This window comes from Mycoplana sp. 10N416, from assembly GCF_056394765.1.
Map to the genome: position 1 here is coordinate 228,877 of NZ_JBFTIM010000001.1, position 18,599 is coordinate 247,475.

Here is an 18,599-nt window from a genome sequence, read left to right on the forward strand (position 1 = left end):
GTCGCCTACAGGGGGCAGCGCGCCCCATGGATTTCGCTTATCGACGGCAACAGCGTGATCACCTCGCGCTGATGGCTCTCGTCCATTGGTTCGATGTTTTCCCTCCAGAACGCTTCCGCTTCGGCGGGTTCGCTTTCCCAGATGCGGGTGGTGACGTGGTTGTCATCGACCTTCGAGAGCCTTCGCCCGCCAAGACGAAGATATTTGGCTGCCAGTTCGGCTGCATGTGTCGCTTCCATGACGCGCAACCTTCCGTAATCGGTGTAACGGGAGCATCGTATCACCGCCAGCGACTTGCCACTAACGGCAAATGGTTAAAGAGGGCAGTACGGGTGGTGCGAGGAGCTTCCCTTCCAGAATACCGTTCTGAAGCATTCAGCTCGGTCACATGGACAGAGTGTTTTACAGTGAGGCCCGAGGCCTAAACCAGATGCAGGAAGGTGGGAAATGAAAGAACAGCCGATTCTTTTCGGTGCGGACTACAGCGTTTACGTACGGATTGTCCGGCTTTGCCTGATAGAGAAGGGTGTCGGATATCACCTCATGCCAGTTGACGTTTTTGCGGAGGGAGGTCCTCCGGCGGGCCATTTGACGAGGCATCCATTCGGACGTATCCCTGCCTTCGAGCACGGTGGATTTTCCCTTTACGAAACTGGCGCGATCACCCGATACATCGATGAAATGTTCGAAGGGCCAAAGCTTCAGCCCTTGGATGCCGCGCACCGCGCACGATGCAACCAGTTCATCAGCATCGCTGACAATTATGCCTATCCCCAATTGGTCTGGGGAGTTTACGTGGAGCGGGTGTCAAAACCAGAAACAGGTGTTGCAACAGACAGGGAAAAGCTGGCCGCTTCTCTCGCCAAAGCCCAGACATGCCTGTCCGCGATGTCTGATCTGATGGAGGACGGTCCATGGCTCGTCGGCAAGGAACTGACGCTGGCTGATATTTATGCCGCCCCGATGTTTGACTATTTCCTTATGGCCCCCGAGGGCGTGGAATTAATCCAACACTATAAAAAACTCAAAGCATGGTGGTCACGCATGGCCTTGCGACCTTCGATGGTGGCGACCAGACCTTTCTGACGGCCGCTCATCGCGCTAATTCAAGTATGCTAGAATTCCGGCCCGGATCGTGGGAACAGATCGGCATGGGCGACAACATGGACCAGCCAAACGGCAATCTGCGGGACAGTTCAGGTGCGGTGATCCGGCCGCCGATCGCCTGGGGACTTTCGGTAATCGCCGGGCTTACACTCGGCCGGCTATACCCGCTGCCATTCCTGCCGGCAAACGTGCCGACCGGCTGGCTCGGCGGCATCGTGTTCCTCGCCGGCCTCGCACTGCTGGTCTGGGCTGCAACGACCTTTCGTCGCGCGGGAACGCAGATCCAGACGACCGAGCCGACAACAACGATCGTCGAGGCAGGGCCATACCGCTACACGCGCAACCCGATCTATATCGGCATGTTCCTCGGCCTGATCGGCCTCGCCATCGCCTTCGACACCCTATGGCTCGTTGTCCTGCTGGTGCCGTTCTATCTCGTCATCCGTTACGGCGTTGTCGCCCGCGAGGAGAGCTATCTTGAGCGGAAATTCGGTGACGCCTATCTCGGCTACAAGACCCGCGTCGGACGTTGGTTGTAGGCAAGCGCGTTTTCCGTCTCAGTGCGCAACTTGTGAAAGTGCCGACATCAATTCTTCCGGATTCAGCGCCTGGCACAGATTTCGACCTTGCCCTTCGACTTCGGTGAAGCTCCAGCGCACCAAACCTTCTCGATCGAGCAGGAAATGTCCGACAAGCTGCATATGTCCGGCTATCCTCACCTGCTGATCGGCTTCTGTAAGTTCGTAGCCATCCTTTTCGCTGAGAAGATCGCCCGCGGCGGCCGGATTCATAGGTTCCGGCAACTCTCCCGGCCGATCGACCCGCATTGTTGCGACCTCGTCCATCCCGACCTTGTATGGCCAATCGGTCTCGTTCTTCGTCAACTCGAGCAGGGGCAGGCCAAAGGCGCGATGTGAAGCGCGTTGCGGGTCGGAGGCAGCAAGAAGACCGGGTATCGGACGATAACGGAAATAGAGTCGCGCGCGTTCGACCGGGGTGATGACAACCGCCAGGGACTCCACGCCCTTCTCGCGCAGAGCGGAGTTGAGTTGTGCCATCGCGGCGACATGGCGTCGGCAGAACGGGCAGAGCAGGCCCCGATATAAACCGATCAACAGCGGGCTCCGACCCCGGAAATCATCAAGTGCGATCGTCCCCTCGCAGGAAATCGCATCCAGGACGATGTTCGGAGCCTGATCGCCGGGTTGCAACGGATAGTCGGCATGACGTGCTGGCATCGACGACCTCCTCGCATCAAAGCTCAGCCAGCAAAGGAGGTTGCCACGAGTTGATGCCATGCCATTCGCGACGCGATTGACGATGGCCGCGGCAAACACCTGGAACTCATCCAGGATCGGCCGATCGTGAGCCAGGATCTGCGTGCCCAATTTTACCCAGGAGGACCAGGTTGAGCAACCAACCGGCTCGCCCGCGGGCACGGCTGCAAGCGGACGAGAGCGGCGGATCGTGGTGGCCCAATTGTCGTGGCGGCGTACCGGAGGCCACCCCGTTCCGCAGATGCCTCCTACTTCCGCTTCAACGCCTCGGCCAGGGCCGCGCCGAAAGCGCCCTGGCTCGGGGCCTGCGGCTTTTGCTGCGGCATGCGGTTGTTGTTGCCTCGCGGTGCATCGCGGCGCTCTCCGCGCGCGGGCTGCTCGCCGCCGTCCTTGCGCATGGTCAGCCCGATACGCTTGCGCGGCACATCAACCTCGGTGACGCGCACCTTCACGACGTCGCCGGCCTTGACCACCTCGTGCGGGTCCTTGACGAAGCGATCGGCGAGCTGGGAGACGTGCACGAGGCCGTCCTGATGCACGCCGATGTCGACGAAGGCGCCGAAGGCGGCGACGTTCGTCACCGTGCCCTCCAGCAGCATGCCGACCTTGAGGTCCTTGATGTCGTCGATGCCGTCGGCAAAGGTCGCCGTCTTGAATTCCGGGCGCGGGTCGCGGCCGGGCTTTTCCAGCTCCGCCAGAATATCCTTCACCGTCGGCAGGCCGAAGCGCTCGTCGACGAAGAGCTGCGGATTGAGCTGCTTCAGGGCGGCGCTGTCGCCCATCAGGGCGCGCACATCGCGGCCGCAGGCGGCGACGATCTTCTTGGCGACACCATAGGCCTCCGGGTGCACCGACGAGGCGTCGAGCGGCTCCTTGCCAGCCGGAATGCGCAGGAAGCCGGCGCACTGCTCGAAGGTGCGCGCGCCGAGGCGGGAAACCTTCAGAAGCTCCTTGCGGCTCTCGAACGGGCCGTTGGCGTCGCGGTGGGCGACGATAGCCTCGGCCGAGGATTTTCCGAGACCGGAGACGCGCGCCAAGAGCGGCGCGGAAGCCGTGTTGAGATCGACGCCGACGGCGTTCACCGCGTCTTCCACCACCGCATCCAGCGAGCGCGACAGCTTGCCCTGATCGACGTCGTGCTGGTACTGGCCGACGCCGATCGACTTCGGCTCGATCTTGACGAGCTCGGCGAGCGGATCCTGCAGGCGGCGGGCGATCGAGACGGCGCCGCGCAGCGAGACATCGAGGTTCGGGAATTCGGCCGCAGCCGTTTCCGACGCGGAATAGACCGAGGCGCCCGCTTCCGAGACGATCACCTTGGTCGGCTTCGGCGCCGGAAGTACGGCCAGCATGTCGGCGACCAGCTTCTCCGTCTCGCGGCTGCCGGTGCCGTTGCCGATGGCGATCAGCTCAACATTGTGCTTGCGGACGAGGCTCGCGAGTTCGGCCTGGGTGCCGCGAATGTCGTTCCGCGGCGGGAACGGATAGACGGTCGTGGTCTCCAGCAGCTTGCCGGTGTTGTCGACGACGGCGACCTTGACGCCGGTGCGGATACCCGGGTCGAGGCCCATGGTGGCGCGGGTCCCCGCCGGAGCGGCCAGCAGCAGGTCCTTGAGGTTGCGGGCAAAGACACGGATCGCTTCCTCCTCGGAACGCTCGCGCATCTCGCGCATCAGGTCGAGCGACAGCGACATGGAGAGTTTTACCCGCCAGGTCCAGCCGATCGCCTCGGCAAGCCACTTGTCGCCAGGCTTCTGGCCGAGCGCGTAGAAGGAGGCGACGATGCGCTCGACCGGCTTGACCGGATCCGTGTTGTCCTGATCGACCGCGATGTCGACGGAGAGGAATTCCTCGTTCCAACCGCGCAGCATGGCGAGCGCCCGATGGCTCGGCACGCCCGACCAGCGCTCCGTATGGTCGAAGTAGTCGGAAAACTTCGCGCCCGCCTCCTGCTTGCCCTCGACCGCGCGCGAGCGCAGGAAGGCATTGTCCTTCATGTAGTCGCGCAGCCGCTTCAGGAGGTCGGCGTTCTCGGTGATCTGCTCGGCGACGATGTCGCGCGCGCCCTCGAGCGCGGCCTTGGCATCGGGCACATCGGCGGAGAGGAAAGCGGCGGCGAGTTCGGCCGGCACCTTGTCGCGCTCGGCAAGGATCTGCTCGGCGAGCGGCCCGAGACCGCGCTCGCGGGCAATCTCGGCCTTGGTGCGGCGCTTCGGCTTGTAGGGCAGGTAGATATCTTCCAGTTCGGCCTTGGTGGAGACGGCGGCGATCTTCGCGGCAAGCTCATCCGTGAGTTTGCCCTGCCCGCCGATCGATTCGAGGATGGACGCGCGACGCGCCTCCAGTTCGCGCAGATAGGCCAGGCGCTCGGAAAGCACGCGCAACTGGGTGTCGTCGAGGCCGCCGGTCACTTCCTTGCGGTAGCGGGCGATGAAGGGAACGGTGGCGCCCTCGTCCAGCAGCCCCACTGCCGCCTGGACCTGGGCGGAGCTTGCCTTGATTTCGGCAGCGATCGTATTGGCGATCTTCAGCGGGGTTGCAGCCATTTTGCTCTCCTGATCATGCATGCCGATTGGCTTCGGCCCCAGAGGTTCCAGGCACCGTATCGGCGGACGGCGACCATAATGCGGCCCCCCTTCTCCGCCAACCGACACGCGGCGCAGAGTCCACAACATATCGCTGGGCGCTTCGTTCAGATGCGAACTGGTGCGAGCGGCGGGCGCCTCGCTTCGAATTCCCGCAGCCGCGCCTCGGCCTCGCTGACATAGTCCCGCGCGAAGGGCACGGCATCCTGATGCCGGGCGAGCTGGATCTGAATGATCGGCAAGCGGTCGTGGCGGAACGCTGCCTCCATCGCTGCGAGGTAGAATTCCCACATCCGGCAGAAACGCGCGTCATAGAGCCTCGCCGCCTCGTCCCAGCGCGCGACGAAGCTCTCGCGCCAGGCCCTGAGCGTCCACGCATAGTGCATCGGCAGCATCTCGATGTCCTTGACGAGGAAACCCGCCCGCTCGATCGCCGGCAGGACCTCGGAAAGCGCCGGCAGGTATCCGCCTGGAAAGATATACTTCTCGATCCAGGGATTGATCGTGTAGGCGGGCTTCACGCGACCGATGTAGTGGAGGACCATCACGCCCTCCTTCTTCAACAGGCGGGCCATTGTGTTGAAAAACTTGCCATAGTTGGCGAGCCCCACGTGCTCGAACATTCCGACGGAGACGATCCGGTCGAACTCGCCATCAAGATCGACGTAGTCTTTCAACTCGAAGCGCACATGCTCGGTGAGGCCGCGTTGCGCGATGCGGGTGCGGGAGATGGCAAGCTGCTCCTCGCTGAGCGTGATGCCGGTGACGTCGACGCCGGCGCTTTCCGCCATGTACATGGCGAGCCCGCCCCAGCCCGAACCGACTTCCAGCACCTTCTGCCCCGGCATCAAGAGCAGCTTGGCGGTGACATGCCGCTTCTTGGCCGTCTGGGCTTCATCCAGCGAAATGTCGCGCGGCTCGAAATAGGCACAGGAGTATTGCCAGTCGCGGTCGAGAAAAAGGTCAAACAGGCGCGCATCGAGATCGTAGTGATGCGCCACGTTGCGGCGATTGTGGTTGACCGGCACCCGGGCTTTGATCTGATAGGCGAGAAGTCTCAGCAGCCCCTTTGCCTTGACGCCAATTGTCGCCGCACGACGAATGCCGTTGCGCCTGAGAAGCGAGAGCACATCGAAGATGTCGCCCTCCTCCACCACCAGCCGTCCGTCCATGTAGGCTTCGCCGATCTTCAGTGCAGGATCGGCAGCGATGTCGCGACCAACGGCGGCATCGGCCAAGCGGATGCGCAACGTGGGCCCGACGCCGTCGCCATAATGGGCCAGTTGACCCGATGGATCGACGACCTGCAACTGCCCGTTCCTGATCACCCGTCCAAGCAGCGTGGAAAGTTCCATGCCGTTTCCCATTGCGGCCACCATAAGCAAAGCCTAATGAACCGAGCCGACGGCACAATACCTGCATTTTCGCAAAACGGCTCAACGCAGGGTTTTTCCGTAACAATTCATCAATTCCTGCCGCCTATCCTTCCAGCACCTACGACTGGGGGAGCGGGGGGGTATGCGATCCAACTTGATTTCGGCGACGCTGTCGCTGACCGTGCTCCTGTGCCCGCAAGCGATCCGCGCCGAGGGCCTCAATCTCCTGATCTGGGAGTCCTACATCGACCAGGCGATCCTGGCGGACTGGACGGCGAGAACTGGCGTAGAGGTCCGCCAGACCTACTACGACAGCGGCGATGCGCGCGATGAGGTGTTGTCTGATCCCAACAGCGGCGTCGATCTGGTCGTCACCGGTGAGAACGGCGCCAAGCTATTCGGCGACCGCGGCATCCTGAGCACGCTTTCTACGGAGAATGCCCCTTCGCTCGTCCAGTATGACCAAAGCTGGATCAGCCGCTGTGGCGGCTATGGCGTTCCCTACCTGTGGGGAACGATGGGCATTCTTTACCGCTCCGACATGGTCCCCATGACACCGACGTCATGGCCCGACCTGATGCAGCCAGCGGAAGCGCTCCGTGGCCACATCGCAATGTATCAGGATCACAACGAGGCATTCGTGCCGGCGCTGGTGCTGCTCGGCAAATCGGTCAATTCGAATGACAACGAAACGCTCAAGCAGGCCTATCAGCTGATGAAGGCTCAGGCGCCGTTCGTTCTCACCTACGACTACATCGTCACCTCGATCCAGAACCCGGAAGTAGGTCCGCAGGTTCAGATGGCGTTGGGCTACAGCGGCGACCAGCACACCCTGAACGGCAAGGTCGGCAATGGGGGACAGTGGCGCTACGCCATGCCGAAGGAAGGCACGCTTTCCTGGCTCGACTGCCTGTCGGTGACCGACCGGTCACAGCACAAGGACCTGGCGCTTGACCTGCTCGACCACATCGCCAGCGCAGCATCCGCCGCCCGCAATGCGATGTCGCTCAACATGCCGACTGCGAACCGGGAGGCGTTGGCACGCCTGCCGGAGAGCATTCGCAACAACCCCGAAATCTATCCCGCGCCGGAGATTATGGCAAAGAGCCAGTATCAGCAGGAATTGACCGTTCCGTCGGTGCAGGCCCGCCGACGCATCATCAACAGTCTGGTTCAGTTCCGTGACACTCGGTAAACGCGCTTTCACACTGATCTTTCCCGTTGTCCTGACCGGCTACGTGCTGGCCGCCTCGCTTCTTTACGTGAGCCAGAGCGCCTCGATCGTGGGGCTGGAGCGGGCACGGCTGTGGCAGCAGCTTGGCCTGCTCGGCGCCGTTTTTCAGAACGACGTCACGCAGAACAAGAGCCTGCTCTATTCGCTGGTCGAGGGGAGTGCGGTCCGCCTCTTCATCAATGAGCCGGATGCCGGCTATCGCAGCAACGCTATTGGTGTGCGAATTCAGAAAAGCATCACCTCGCTGTCCGAAGATCCCACCCGCTTCGTTTCGATGGCGATCCTCCGCCCGCCTGGGTCGGTCGACTACTATTACGAAAACAGCAAGGATCCCTTTGCCGAAATTCCGGCGGCGCAGATAGACCACGCGCGAAAGCTCATCGACAGCCCGAAGCTCTCCAACTGGTCGTACATCGAGCAAGAGAATGGCGATCCACTCGTCGTTCATTCCGAGTTTCTCGACCCGCTCACACTCAACCGTCCCGTCTCGAGCGCCAAGGCCGCATCGATCCTGCTTCAAACCGCGGTGCGTCCCCGCCCGTTCCTGGACATGAAGAAGGCACTCGAAAAGGAGTACGCCGCCAACATCGAAATATCGACCTCTCCACTGGAGACGGAGGGCATGCTTTCGGCGACCGTCAAACTCGGTCCGGCGCTGTATGCGCGTCTGACGCCAGAGTCCGGGCATCTCGACCAGAGGCTTTTCAATCTCAAGCTCCTGCTTGCCCTAGGTGCCATTGGTCTCAGCCTGTTCACGATCGGCATCGTGCTTGCCCTCGTGCGCCGCTACATCACCAATCCGATCGTCCGTCTGGACCGGCAGCTGACCGACGTCATGTCCGGAGCACGCACCGAGATCGCCCCTAGCAGCGAAGCCGGCGAAATCGGCCGGCTTTCGGCCAATATGAAGCAGTTGCACGACGAAGCGGTTGAGTCCTTCGGCCTGGTTCAGACCACCTCCTGGACCGATACGTTGACGGCCATTTCCAACCGCGAACACTTCAACGTGCGCTCGACGCAGATTCTCGATGCGGCCCGCGAATCCAATGCCAGTTGCTCGTTGCTCTTCATCGACGTCGACAACTTCAAGTTCGTCAACGACAAGCACGGCCACAAGGTCGGCGATGAACTCCTGAAAACACTGGCTTCACGGATCCTGGCAATCGTGAAAGCGGTCGCCGATGGCCGCGAGTTGCCGGAAATTCTCGTCGCCCGGCTGTCGGGGGACGAATTCGCCATCATGGTCCAATCGCAGCCGGGTGACGGCACGATCAACGAAATCACGACGAAGATCCTCGACCTGTTCTCCGACGGGTTCGAGATGGTCGACAAATCCTTTCCGGTCACCGCCAGCATCGGCATCGCCGCCTTTCCCGAGGACGCGGCCAGCCTGCCGGAGCTCCTGGCGAGCGCCGATGCGGCAATGTACCAGGCCAAGGCGCAGGGCAAGAACGGCTCGGCGCGCTACTCACGCTCCCTGCACGAAAAGCGCACGCGCAAGCGCCGGATCGAGGAGGAATTGCGGACCGTCAACCCGATCGAGGAGATGCATCTCGTCTTCATGCCGATCGTCGACAGACAGGGCAAGGTTACGGCCTGCGAGGCGCTGTTGCGCTGGAATTCGCCGCTCCTGGGGCAGGTCACCCCGGACGAGTTCATTCCGATCGCCGAAACCACCGGCCTCTTCAGCAAGATCGATTCTTGGGTGATCGACCGGGCGATGTCCAATTGCGGACAGATAAAGCAGTTCTTCGGCTCGGAAACGATGCTGTGCATCAATATTTCGTCCGCGGAACTCTACACAAAGTCGATCGCCGACCGCTTCTGCGACGGCCTCGAGCGCTACGGTCTTGATGCGCGGTCGATCGAAATCGAACTGACGGAAACGTTCGCCGTCAAACTCGGCGACCAGTCGCAACGCAACATCGAAACGTTACGAGCCAAGGGGTTCCGCATCTCGATCGACGACTTCGGCGCCGGCTACACGTCCGTCCAGCAGATCATCGACTACCCGGCCGAAACGATCAAGCTCGACAGGGAACTGGTCGAGAGCCTGACCAATGGCGCCGCCCTACCGACGTTGCGGGCGCTTATCGCACTCTGTCATGCGCAGGGCATGCAGGTCGTGGCGGAAGGCGTCGATACGACCGAGAAGATGACGCTGCTCGCCGCCGCTGGCTGCGACCTCTACCAGGGCTACCTGATCAGCAAGCCGTTGACGGCCGAGGATCTTGGCATCTGGGCCATGCAGCGGCTGATGAAGCAGGCGAAGGAAACAACCAGAAAAACGGCCGCTCGGGCTGCGAGCGGCGCCTGAGGCGCCGATCCGCCGCCGGCTAGGCTCAGGACCTGTTAAATTCGTCCTGGGTCTGGACTATCGCGGAAATTCCAGACCCATCTCGCGGAAGCGCTCCGGGTCGTCACCCCAGTTTTCGCGCACCTTGACGAACAGGAACAGGTGGACCGGCTGCTCGAGGATTTCGGACAGTTCCTTGCGAGACGCCATCGAGATTGCCTTGATCGCCTCGCCGTTCTTGCCGAGCGCAATCTTCTTCTGGCTGTCGCGTTCGACGTAGATCACCTGCTCGATGCGGACGGAGCCGTCCTTGCGCTCCTCCCACTTCTCGGTCTCGACGTGCGAGGAATAGGGAAGCTCCTGGTGCAGGCGCAGGAACAGCTTTTCGCGGGTGATCTCGGCGGCGAGCTGGCGCATCGGCAGGTCGGAAATCTGGTCTTCGGGATAGTACCAGGGGCCCTCCGGCAGCGCCTTGGACAGATAGTCCAGCACGTCCTCGCAGCCCGAGCCGTTCAGTGCCGAGATCATGAAGGTGCGCTCGAATTTTACGACCTCGTTTGCGGCCGCCGCGAGCTTCAGCAGATCCTCCGGCTTCACACGGTCGACCTTGTTCAGCACCAGGATCTTCGGCTGGTGCACTTCCTTCAGGCCCTCGAGGATCGCTTCGGCATCGCCCTTCAGGCCGCGCTCGCTGTCGATCAGGAACATGATCTGGTCCGCATCCTTGGCCCCGCCCCAGGCGCTGGTGACCATGGCGCGATCGAGCCGGCGGCGCGGCTTGAAGATGCCGGGCGTGTCCATGAAGACGATCTGGGCGTTGTCGTGGATGGCAATGCCACGCACGATCGCCCGCGTCGTCTGTACCTTGTGGCTGACGATGGAAACCTTGGCGCCGACGAGGCGGTTGACCAGCGTCGACTTGCCGGCGTTGGTCGCGCCGATCAGCGCCACGAAGCCGGAGCGGGTAGAGCTGCCGGTTTCGGCGGAATCGTGTTCTTGTTCTGTCATGATCGTTCCATTGCTTTTGCGCTTGCGCCTGCGGCATGATGCACACAGGTCGCAGCCGCACTCAAATCATTTCGGGAGCAGCCTAAGCCGCACTGGCCACCTTCCAGGGCGCGCGGCGCGGTTGGTTCAACGGTCTGCCTTCTGCCAGATCCCCTCGCGCTCCAGCACCTTTTGCGCCGCCACCTGCTCTGCCGCTCGCTTGGACCGCTCGGTCCCGGTTGCCGGCGCCACGCCGGCGATCTCCACCGTAACGGTGAAGCGCGGGTCGTGATCGGGGCCGGAGCGCTCGTCGACGCGATAGACCGGGGTGGTTGCGAAATTGGCGTGCGCCCACTCCTGCAGTTCGGTCTTGGCATCGCGGCGGCCGCCATGCTCGCTCGTGGCCCGGTTCTGCCAGTTGCGCAGCACGAAACCGCGTGCAGCCTCGAGTCCTCCGTCGAGATAGATCGCCGCAATCAGCGCCTCGACCACGTCGGCACGCACGTTCATCATCGGCTTTCCGGTCAGCTTCTTCACGTCGGAGCCGGTGCGAATGAATTGGTGCAAGCCGAGATCGTCCGAGACCTTTGCGCAGGTGTCGGCGCTGACCAACTGGTTGAGGCGCACCGACAATTCGCCCTCGCTCGCCTCGCGAAAGGTCTGGAACAGCAGTTCGGCGACGCTGAGGCCGAGCACGCGGTCCCCCAGGAACTCCAGCCGCTCGTAGTTGCTGCCCTTGGCCGGCCGGGCGCTGGCGTGCGTGATCGCCCGGTCCAGCCGATCCTTGTTGGTGAAGGCGTATCCGATTGCGGTCTCGAGCCGGACACGGTTCTCTTCGTTCAGCGGCTTGGCCGACTTCATTCGACGACCTTGAACAGCCGATCCCAGCGCAGGTTCGCCGGCCACTTCCAGATTTCGCGGAAGGCAGTGTCGTTGCCGAGCGAGAAGAAGATCAGGCTGGCGCGGCCGATCAGGTTTTCGGCCGGCACGAAGCCGACGTCGAAACGGCTGTCGGCGGAGTTGTCGCGGTTGTCGCCCATCATGAAGTAGTGGCCTTCCGGGACGATGAACTCGCGGGTGTTGTCGCCGATGGTGCCGATGCGGGTATCGAGCGTGTCATAGGACACGTCGTTGTCCAGCGTTTCGCGGAAGACGGGGACGTTCTCGCCGGTGTCGTACTGGTCGTCGGCGCGGAAGAAGCCGTTCGGCTGGCGCGGCACGGGCTTGTCGTTGATGTAGAGGACGCTGTCACGCACCTGGACGCGGTCGCCCGGCAAACCGATCACACGCTTGATGTAGTCGATGTCCGGATTCGGCGGAAAGCGAAAAACGGCGATGTCGCCGCGCTCGGGCTCGCTTTCAAAGATGCGGCCGGAGAACAGGTTCGGCGAGAACGGCAGCGAATACTTCGAATAGCCGTAGGAGAACTTGTTGACGAACAGGTAATCGCCCACCAGCAGCGTCGGCATCATCGAGCCCGACGGGATGGTGAACGGCTGGAACAGGACGGTGCGGATGACGACTGCGAGCAGAAGGGCCTGAATGATGACCTTGACGTTTTCCCACAGGCCACTTTCAGCCTTTTTAGTGTTCTCAGTCACGCCTGTTTTGTCCTCTCGTGCGAATATGGCGCTCTCTCTAGCGCAAGTTCGGTGGAAATGAAATCGCAGCCGTGAAAATGCCGCAGCATTTCGCGGGACGCTTGCCGGTGCGTTCGATGCTTCAGGTCGCCGGTGTTTCGCATGCCATTGTCCCGAAGCGATACCACTTTCACATGCCCTGCCCTAGGACGTATCCTTCGCCGGCAGGGCCTCGATAATGACAAAGGCCTGAGCCAGCGGAAAGTCGTCGGTGATGGTGATATGGATATGCGCCTCATGCCCCGCGGGCGTCAACGCCTTCAGCCGTTCCCCCGCCCCGCCGGTCAGTCGCATGGTCGGCTTGCCGCCCGGCAGGTTGACGACGCCCATGTCCTTCCAGAACACGCCCTGTGCCAGCCCTGTGCCGAGCGCCTTGGAACAGGCCTCCTTGGCCGCGAAGCGCTTGGCATAGGAGGCCGCACGGTTCTTGCGACCATCGGATTTCCTGCGCTCGATTTCCGTGAAGCAGCGATGGGTAAAGCGCTCGCCGAAGCGCTCCAGCGATTTCTCCACCCTGCGGATATCGATCAGGTCGCTGCCAATGCCGATAATCATGCTCAACTCTCCGGTAAAATCTCTCCGCCACGCTCCCTGGCGCGTTCTTCAAACGGGCGGTGGCGGGTTTTCCGGCCTGCCACGGCGAAGGACACGCTGCAGCCGTTGCCGACGAAACATGTTCACGCCGACGCGCGCTCCAGCATAGGCGACTGCCGCCGCAGGCAGACCGAGCGCGAACGAGCCGACAAGCATCGGCTCCAGCACCGGCCCCCACAGGTCGGAGAACGTCAGGTGGTCGTACAGGCCGGCGAGGTCAAGTGCTCTGCCACTGTATTCCGAGGGAGCGCCCAGGAGGCTCTCCCCAACCTCAAACGTTCCCGCCCATATCAAGGGAAGCGTCAACGGATTGGCGATGGCCGTCGAAAGCGCGGCGGCGATGATATTGCCGGCCAGAACATGGGCAAGCGCAACCGCAAGGACGACATGCAGCCCGAGGAACGGGGTAAAGGCAGACAGGGTGCCGGCGGCAACGCCGACCGCGACAGCGTGCGGCGAGGCGGACAGCCGGAGGATCCGCTTTCCGTAATAACGGAACGGCCTATCGATGCCCTTTCGTGGCCAAAGGATTGCGCGAACCCGGTCACGCCAGGTCGCCGGGTTGCGGCGTCGGAACAACATGGGCCACGCATAGCGCATATCGGCGAAAATCGAAATCGGGAACTATGTGAAACGTCGATACGCTGCTGGGTTCGTTTTAGCCGCTGCGCAGGTTTGCAGCAAACAGGCTCGGGCGGCGGCGCACACACTGCGCCGCGGACTGGCAAAACTCAGTAATACTTGCGGAAGAGGCCGCGGTCGACCTGACGCTGGCGATACTCGAGATCGAGACGGTCTACCGAGCCGTTCAAATAGGCAGCCTCGCGGTCGGTGCGGGTCGGCAGGCGCAGGGCACGCGTGAAATTCTTGATCTGCTTCAGCATTGCATAATCCTTCTTTTTCTGACCTCCCTGCACAAAAATAGGGAAGCCCCGCCGGGAGAACCAGCATCAGGATCAGATCGCAGACATGCGGTGCACGCATATCGCCGATCAACAAATGGGCAATTCTGCACATACTGAGGCAGCCGGAGCTGCCACATTTTCAATCGTCTGCGGGCGCGGGCGCCCGCCTTGACTAGGCAGGCGTCAGGTGAAGACGCGGGTGACCGTCGAAACGCAGTGCAGTTCCTTGATCTGGCTGATGATCTGGTTCAACTGGCGCAGGTCCCAAACCTCAAGGTCCATCTGCACCTCGGTGAAGTCGGCGGCCACGCGCGACATCGTCATGGAGCGGATGTTGACGTCACCGGTCGCAAGCACCTGCGTGACCTCGGCGAGCGATCCCGGCTCGTTCAATTCGTTGACGATAATGCGCGCCATGAAGCGCGTGTTGTTGGCCTCGTCCAGGTCCCAGCGGACGTCGATCCAACGCTCGGGCTCGTCATCGAACTTCTGCAGCGCCGGCGACTGGATCGGATAGATCGTGATGCCCTTGTCCTTTTCCATGATGCCGACGATCCGGTCGCCCGGGACCGCCCCGCCTGCGGAGAAGTGCACCTCCGCATTGCCGGAAAGGCCGCGGATCGGAAGCGCTTCCGGGCCCTCGCGCAGGGCTGCGTCGAGTTGCGCTTTCGACTTGCCCGGCAGCTTGAACACCATCCCGGCAACGCTGCGCATCGGAAACCAGCCCTCCTCCTGGCTCGGCTTCACGGTCACGCGCTCATCCTGATAGTCGGGGAAGACAGCGCGCAGGACATCGAGCGAGGAGAGTTCGCCGCGGCCCACCGCCGCAATCGCGTCCTCGACCTCCTTGTGGCCGACACGGTGAACGACGGACTTCAGGCCGTCACGCGAGAAAGACTTGCCAGCGCGATCGAACGTCCGCTCGAGAATGCGATAGCCGAGCCCGGAATACTGCTTGCGCACGGCCGCGCGCGTGGCCCGGCGGATAGCCGCCCTCGCCTTGCCGGTGACGACGATCTCCTCCCACGCCGGCGGCGGCACCTGGATGCCGGAGCGGATGATCTCGACTTCGTCGCCATTGTTCAGGCGGGTGACGAGCGGCATGATCCGGCCGTTGATCTTGGCGCCGACGCAGGTGTCGCCGATATTCGTGTGAACGGCATAGGCGAAATCGATCGGGGTGGCGCCGCGCGGCAGCGTGATGAGCTGGCCCTTCGGCGTGAAGCAGAACACCTGGTCCTGAAACAGTTCCAGCTTCGTGTGCTCGAGGAATTCTTCGGGATTGTCGCCTTCAGCCAGCGATTCGATCGTCCGGCGCAACATGGCATAGGCATTGGAAGGCAATGCGTTCTTGTCGCCGTTCTTATCACCGTTGCCGTTCGTCGCGTGTCCGTCCTTGTAGAGCGCGTGGGCCGCGATCCCGTATTCGGCGATCTCATGCATCCGCCGGGTGCGGATCTGCAGTTCGATGCGCTGGCGCGACGGACCGATGATGGTGGTGTGGATCGACTGATAATCGTTTTGCTTCGGCGTCGAGATGTAGTCCTTGAAGCGGCCCGGAACGACGCGCCAGCGCGTGTGAACGATGCCAAGGGCGCGATAGCAGGCGGGAACATCATCGACGAGAATGCGGAAGGCATAGACATCCGACAGCTGCTCGAAGGAGAGCGACTTCGACTGCATCTTGCGAAACACCGAATAGGGCTTCTTCTGCCGCCCCCTGACGACAGCCGTCGTCAGCCCATTGGCGACCAGCAGGTCGCCAAGCTCCGCCTCGATCTTGCGGATCAGCCCCTCGTTGCGCTGCGACATTTCCGCGAGCCGCCGCGTGACGGTCTCGTAGGCCTCGGGGTTGATGTGGCGGAACGCCAGGTCTTCCAGTTCCTCGCGCATGTCCTGCATGCCCATGCGGCCGGCAAGCGGCGCATAGATGTCCATCGTCTCCTCGGAAATGCGCGCCTTCTTCTCGGCCGACATGTGGTCGAGGGTGCGCATGTTGTGGAGCCGGTCGGCGAGCTTGACGAGCAGCACGCGCACGTCGTCGGAGATCGCCAGCAAGAGCTTGCGCAGGTTCTCGGCCTGCTTGGCCTTCTTGGTGACGAGGTCGAGCTTCTTGATCTTGGTCAGCCCCTCGACCAGCGCGCCGATGTCCTCGCCGAAGAGTTCGTCGATTTCGGCACGGGTCGCCGTCGTGTCCTCGATCGTATCGTGCAGGAGCGCCACCGCGATGGTCGACTCGTCGAGCTTCATCTCGGTCAGGATAGCCGCCACTTCGAGCGGATGGGATATGTAGGGATCGCCGCTCGCCCGCTTTTGCTGGCCATGCTTCTGCATGGCGTAGACATAGGCCTTGTTCAGCAAGGCCTCGTTCGCGTCGGGCTTGTACTTCTGAACCCGTTCGACGAGTTCATATTGGCGCATCATCCGGGTGTCGCTCCTCCAGCGCCGCACGCCGAACCGGCACGAGACGCGGTAACATTCTCTGCGCACAAACCGATGCGGAATTCGACACTTTCAGGTCGTGCGGCTGGCTCAACGAAAAAGTGCGCCGATCGCGGGGACGGCGCACTCGCATCACGTATATGAGGCGGCTACTCCGCCATCAATAGTCGTCGCTCTTTTCCGGGGGCACAAGGCCTTCGATACCGGCGAGCAGTTCTTCCTCGGACATGCGATCGAAGGTGACGACCTCCGGCTGGTCTTCCTCGTCCTCGGCCACCACGAATCCGGCTGCCTCGTCGGCGGCGATGGAAGCCGCATCGGGCTCCGGCTCGTCAACTTCGACGTGTTTCTGCAGCGAGTGGATCAGGTCTTCCTTCAGGTCACCCGGCGAGAGCGTCTCGTCGGCGATCTCGCGGAGGGCGACGACAGGGTTCTTGTCGTTGTCGCGGTCGACGGTGATGGAAGCGCCCTGCGAAATGAGGCGTGCGCGGTGGCTTGCAAGAAGAACCAGCTCGAAGCGGTTATCTACCTTGTCGATGCAGTCTTCAACGGTGACACGGGCCATTGCCTGTCCTTTGCGGTCGAGAATTTCGGGGTTAGCAAGCCGATACAATCAATAGGCCGCAAATTCAAGTTTTTCCTTGGCACCCATTCCGGCCTTACTATCGCTCCGAGCGTCCCGAAACGCTTCTCCACTGCTGCGGGCAGTCCGGTCGGCCGGTCGACACAATTTGCGGGCCGTTCATAAAATTGCCGCTTTCAACCTGCGTTTGCTTGGAAAAATCTAGGTGCTGACCTAAATCGAGTATATGATCGCTTCTTAATGTTTGTGATCCGGAAATGCTTAATCGCATCGGAGTCACGCAGATTTTTCAAGCGCTTTTCGGTAAAAGGATACGGCTGAATGTTTGATCCCCGCGAGAAAATCGCACTCTTCATCGACGGCGCCAATCTCTACGCTGCTTCCCGCACACTCGGCTTCGACATCGACTACCGCAAGCTGTTGAAGGCCTTCCAGAAGCGCGGTTATTTGCTACGCGCCTACTACTACACGGCGCTGATCGAGGACCAGGAATATTCCTCGATCCGGCCGCTGATCGACTGGCTCGACTACAACGGCTACAAGGTCGTTACCAAGCCGGCCAAGGAATTCACCGACTCACTCGGACGCCGCAAGATCAAGGGCAACATGGACATTGAACTTGCGATCGATGCCATGGAACAATCCGAAACCGTCGACCATCTGGTGATTTTCTCCGGTGACGGCGATTTCACGACGCTGGTCGAAGCACTGCAGCGCCGGGGACGCAAGGTCTCGGTCGTCTCCACCCTGTCGACGCAGCCGCCGATGATCGCGGACGATCTGCGCCGCCAGGCCGACTACTTCATCGACCTCATCACGCTCAAGGCCGAAATCGGCCGTGATCCGTCCGAGCGCCCAGCACGTACAACCGATCACCCCGCGGACGAGGTGACCAGTTGAGGGCGAGTTGATGGCCCAGGCGCGCCATCACCCCGGTTGACCGGTGCAATACGAATAAAATCTGACCGAAATCGCTCAGCATTTCTCAATGGAATGCCGCTAAGGAAAAACCCGGACGGAGGAGATACGTCAGGGAAATGCTGAGCGCACTAACGAACATTAGCGGCATGCAACACGTTGCGACCGGTCGGCCGCAGGTCAATGCCGCGCGGACCGAAACCGCTGCCGCCGCTCTGGCTGCACTGTCGCCCGCCCAGCCGCTTCCTTCCGTCTCCGATCCGATTGACGAGGACGGCTTTTCCTTCCTCTACCGCCCCAATGGCCTGCCGCCCGGCGCAGACGCATCACCTCTCGCTGCGCCGCGGGCCGCCGCCAATGGCAGCAGCGCGCCCAGCCGCCTTGCAGTGGAGAGCACGCAACTGTCGTCCCTGCTGTCATCGCTGATGTCGGCGGCGCCGACCGCAAGCTCCACCGTCTCGCGAGCAGCGACGGAGCCGTCCGGCGCACAGGAAACGCTGATCGTCAAACTTTATCAGCAGTTCTGAGATCGGGTGCCGGACCGTCGGGTTCGCCAGCGGTCGGGATCCCGGTAAAGACCAGGTCGCAGCCGTCAGGCTCGCTGCAGCGCTGTAGCTTCCATTTTCAGACTTTGTCCCGGGGCCGGTGCCGCCCC

At 62.0% G+C, this 18,599-nt stretch carries 18 protein-coding genes; 6 read left to right on the forward strand and 12 right to left on the reverse strand.

What is annotated here, in order from left to right; translation table 11 throughout:
• Positions 1 to 5: 5 nt before the first annotated feature.
• Complete coding sequence (locus AC1DDS_RS01095; protein ID WP_477477211.1) at positions 6 to 239, reverse strand: hypothetical protein; 234 nt, start codon at positions 237 to 239, stop codon at positions 6 to 8.
• A 208-nt stretch (positions 240 to 447) separates the two neighbouring features.
• On the opposite strand from AC1DDS_RS01095, the gene AC1DDS_RS01100 reads away from it, so the two are divergent.
• Positions 448 to 1,086: a glutathione S-transferase family protein gene (locus AC1DDS_RS01100; RefSeq protein ID WP_477477212.1), complete on the forward strand. Its 639-nt coding sequence runs from the start codon at positions 448 to 450 to the stop codon at positions 1,084 to 1,086.
• A 65-nt stretch (positions 1,087 to 1,151) separates the two neighbouring features.
• Positions 1,152 to 1,646, forward strand: coding sequence for a methyltransferase family protein (locus AC1DDS_RS01105; RefSeq protein WP_477477213.1), 495 nt, complete (start codon positions 1,152 to 1,154; stop codon positions 1,644 to 1,646).
• An 18-nt stretch (positions 1,647 to 1,664) separates the two neighbouring features.
• Here the strand turns inward: AC1DDS_RS01105 and AC1DDS_RS01110 are convergent, their stop codons facing one another.
• The 3 genes from AC1DDS_RS01110 to AC1DDS_RS01120 form a co-directional block, all read right to left on the reverse strand.
• Complete coding sequence (locus tag AC1DDS_RS01110) at positions 1,665 to 2,345, reverse strand: redoxin domain-containing protein (RefSeq protein ID WP_477477738.1); 681 nt, start codon at positions 2,343 to 2,345, stop codon at positions 1,665 to 1,667.
• 287 nt (positions 2,346 to 2,632) lie between these two features.
• Positions 2,633 to 4,930 (reverse strand): Tex family protein, encoded by a 2,298-nt coding sequence (locus AC1DDS_RS01115; protein WP_477477214.1) that lies wholly within the window; start codon positions 4,928 to 4,930, stop codon positions 2,633 to 2,635.
• Between the two features lie 146 nt (positions 4,931 to 5,076).
• Positions 5,077 to 6,324 carry a class I SAM-dependent methyltransferase gene (locus tag AC1DDS_RS01120; RefSeq protein WP_477477215.1) on the reverse strand — a complete coding sequence of 416 codons (1,248 nt, stop codon included), beginning with the start codon at positions 6,322 to 6,324 and terminating at the stop codon, positions 5,077 to 5,079.
• 163 nt (positions 6,325 to 6,487) lie between these two features.
• Here AC1DDS_RS01120 and AC1DDS_RS01125 point away from each other — a divergent pair, with 163 nt between their 5' ends.
• Positions 6,488 to 7,540, forward strand: coding sequence for a polyamine ABC transporter substrate-binding protein (locus AC1DDS_RS01125; protein ID WP_477477216.1), 1,053 nt, complete (start codon positions 6,488 to 6,490; stop codon positions 7,538 to 7,540).
• The gene (locus AC1DDS_RS01130; RefSeq protein WP_477477217.1) at positions 7,527 to 9,896 is read left to right on the forward strand and encodes a putative bifunctional diguanylate cyclase/phosphodiesterase; all 2,370 of its coding nucleotides are present in this window, start codon (positions 7,527 to 7,529) and stop codon (positions 9,894 to 9,896) included. Before AC1DDS_RS01125 ends, AC1DDS_RS01130 begins: the two co-directional genes overlap by 14 nt.
• A 57-nt stretch (positions 9,897 to 9,953) precedes the next feature.
• Here the strand turns inward: AC1DDS_RS01130 and era are convergent, their stop codons facing one another.
• The 8 genes from era to rpoZ form a co-directional block, all read right to left on the reverse strand.
• Positions 9,954 to 10,883, reverse strand: coding sequence for a GTPase Era (era, locus tag AC1DDS_RS01135; RefSeq protein ID WP_477477218.1), 930 nt, complete (start codon positions 10,881 to 10,883; stop codon positions 9,954 to 9,956).
• A 126-nt stretch (positions 10,884 to 11,009) separates the two neighbouring features.
• The gene (rnc, locus tag AC1DDS_RS01140) at positions 11,010 to 11,723 is read right to left on the reverse strand and encodes a ribonuclease III (protein ID WP_477477219.1); all 714 of its coding nucleotides are present in this window, start codon (positions 11,721 to 11,723) and stop codon (positions 11,010 to 11,012) included.
• Complete coding sequence (lepB, locus tag AC1DDS_RS01145) at positions 11,720 to 12,463, reverse strand: signal peptidase I (RefSeq protein ID WP_310418200.1); 744 nt, start codon at positions 12,461 to 12,463, stop codon at positions 11,720 to 11,722. Before lepB ends, rnc begins: the two co-directional genes overlap by 4 nt.
• Before the next feature lie 183 nt (positions 12,464 to 12,646).
• Positions 12,647 to 13,057, reverse strand: a complete 411-nt coding sequence (gene acpS, locus AC1DDS_RS01150; protein ID WP_477477220.1) for a holo-ACP synthase — start codon at positions 13,055 to 13,057, stop codon at positions 12,647 to 12,649.
• Positions 13,058 to 13,105: 48 nt separating this feature from the next.
• Complete coding sequence (locus tag AC1DDS_RS01155; protein WP_477477221.1) at positions 13,106 to 13,678, reverse strand: DUF2062 domain-containing protein; 573 nt, start codon at positions 13,676 to 13,678, stop codon at positions 13,106 to 13,108.
• A 149-nt stretch (positions 13,679 to 13,827) separates the two neighbouring features.
• Entirely contained in the window at positions 13,828 to 13,980 is a 153-nt protein-coding gene (locus tag AC1DDS_RS01160; RefSeq protein WP_310418191.1) for a DUF3563 family protein, read from the reverse strand.
• 204 nt (positions 13,981 to 14,184) lie between these two features.
• Positions 14,185 to 16,425 (reverse strand): RelA/SpoT family protein, encoded by a 2,241-nt coding sequence (locus AC1DDS_RS01165; protein ID WP_477477222.1) that lies wholly within the window; start codon positions 16,423 to 16,425, stop codon positions 14,185 to 14,187.
• A 178-nt stretch (positions 16,426 to 16,603) separates the two neighbouring features.
• Positions 16,604 to 17,008 (reverse strand): DNA-directed RNA polymerase subunit omega, encoded by a 405-nt coding sequence (rpoZ, locus tag AC1DDS_RS01170; RefSeq protein ID WP_477477223.1) that lies wholly within the window; start codon positions 17,006 to 17,008, stop codon positions 16,604 to 16,606.
• A gap of 339 nt (positions 17,009 to 17,347) precedes the next feature.
• On the opposite strand from rpoZ, the gene AC1DDS_RS01175 reads away from it, so the two are divergent.
• Complete coding sequence (locus tag AC1DDS_RS01175) at positions 17,348 to 17,926, forward strand: LabA-like NYN domain-containing protein (protein ID WP_477477224.1); 579 nt, start codon at positions 17,348 to 17,350, stop codon at positions 17,924 to 17,926.
• Positions 17,927 to 18,063: 137 nt separating this feature from the next.
• Positions 18,064 to 18,471: a hypothetical protein gene (locus tag AC1DDS_RS01180; RefSeq protein ID WP_477477225.1), complete on the forward strand. Its 408-nt coding sequence runs from the start codon at positions 18,064 to 18,066 to the stop codon at positions 18,469 to 18,471.
• Positions 18,472 to 18,599 lie beyond the last annotated feature (128 nt).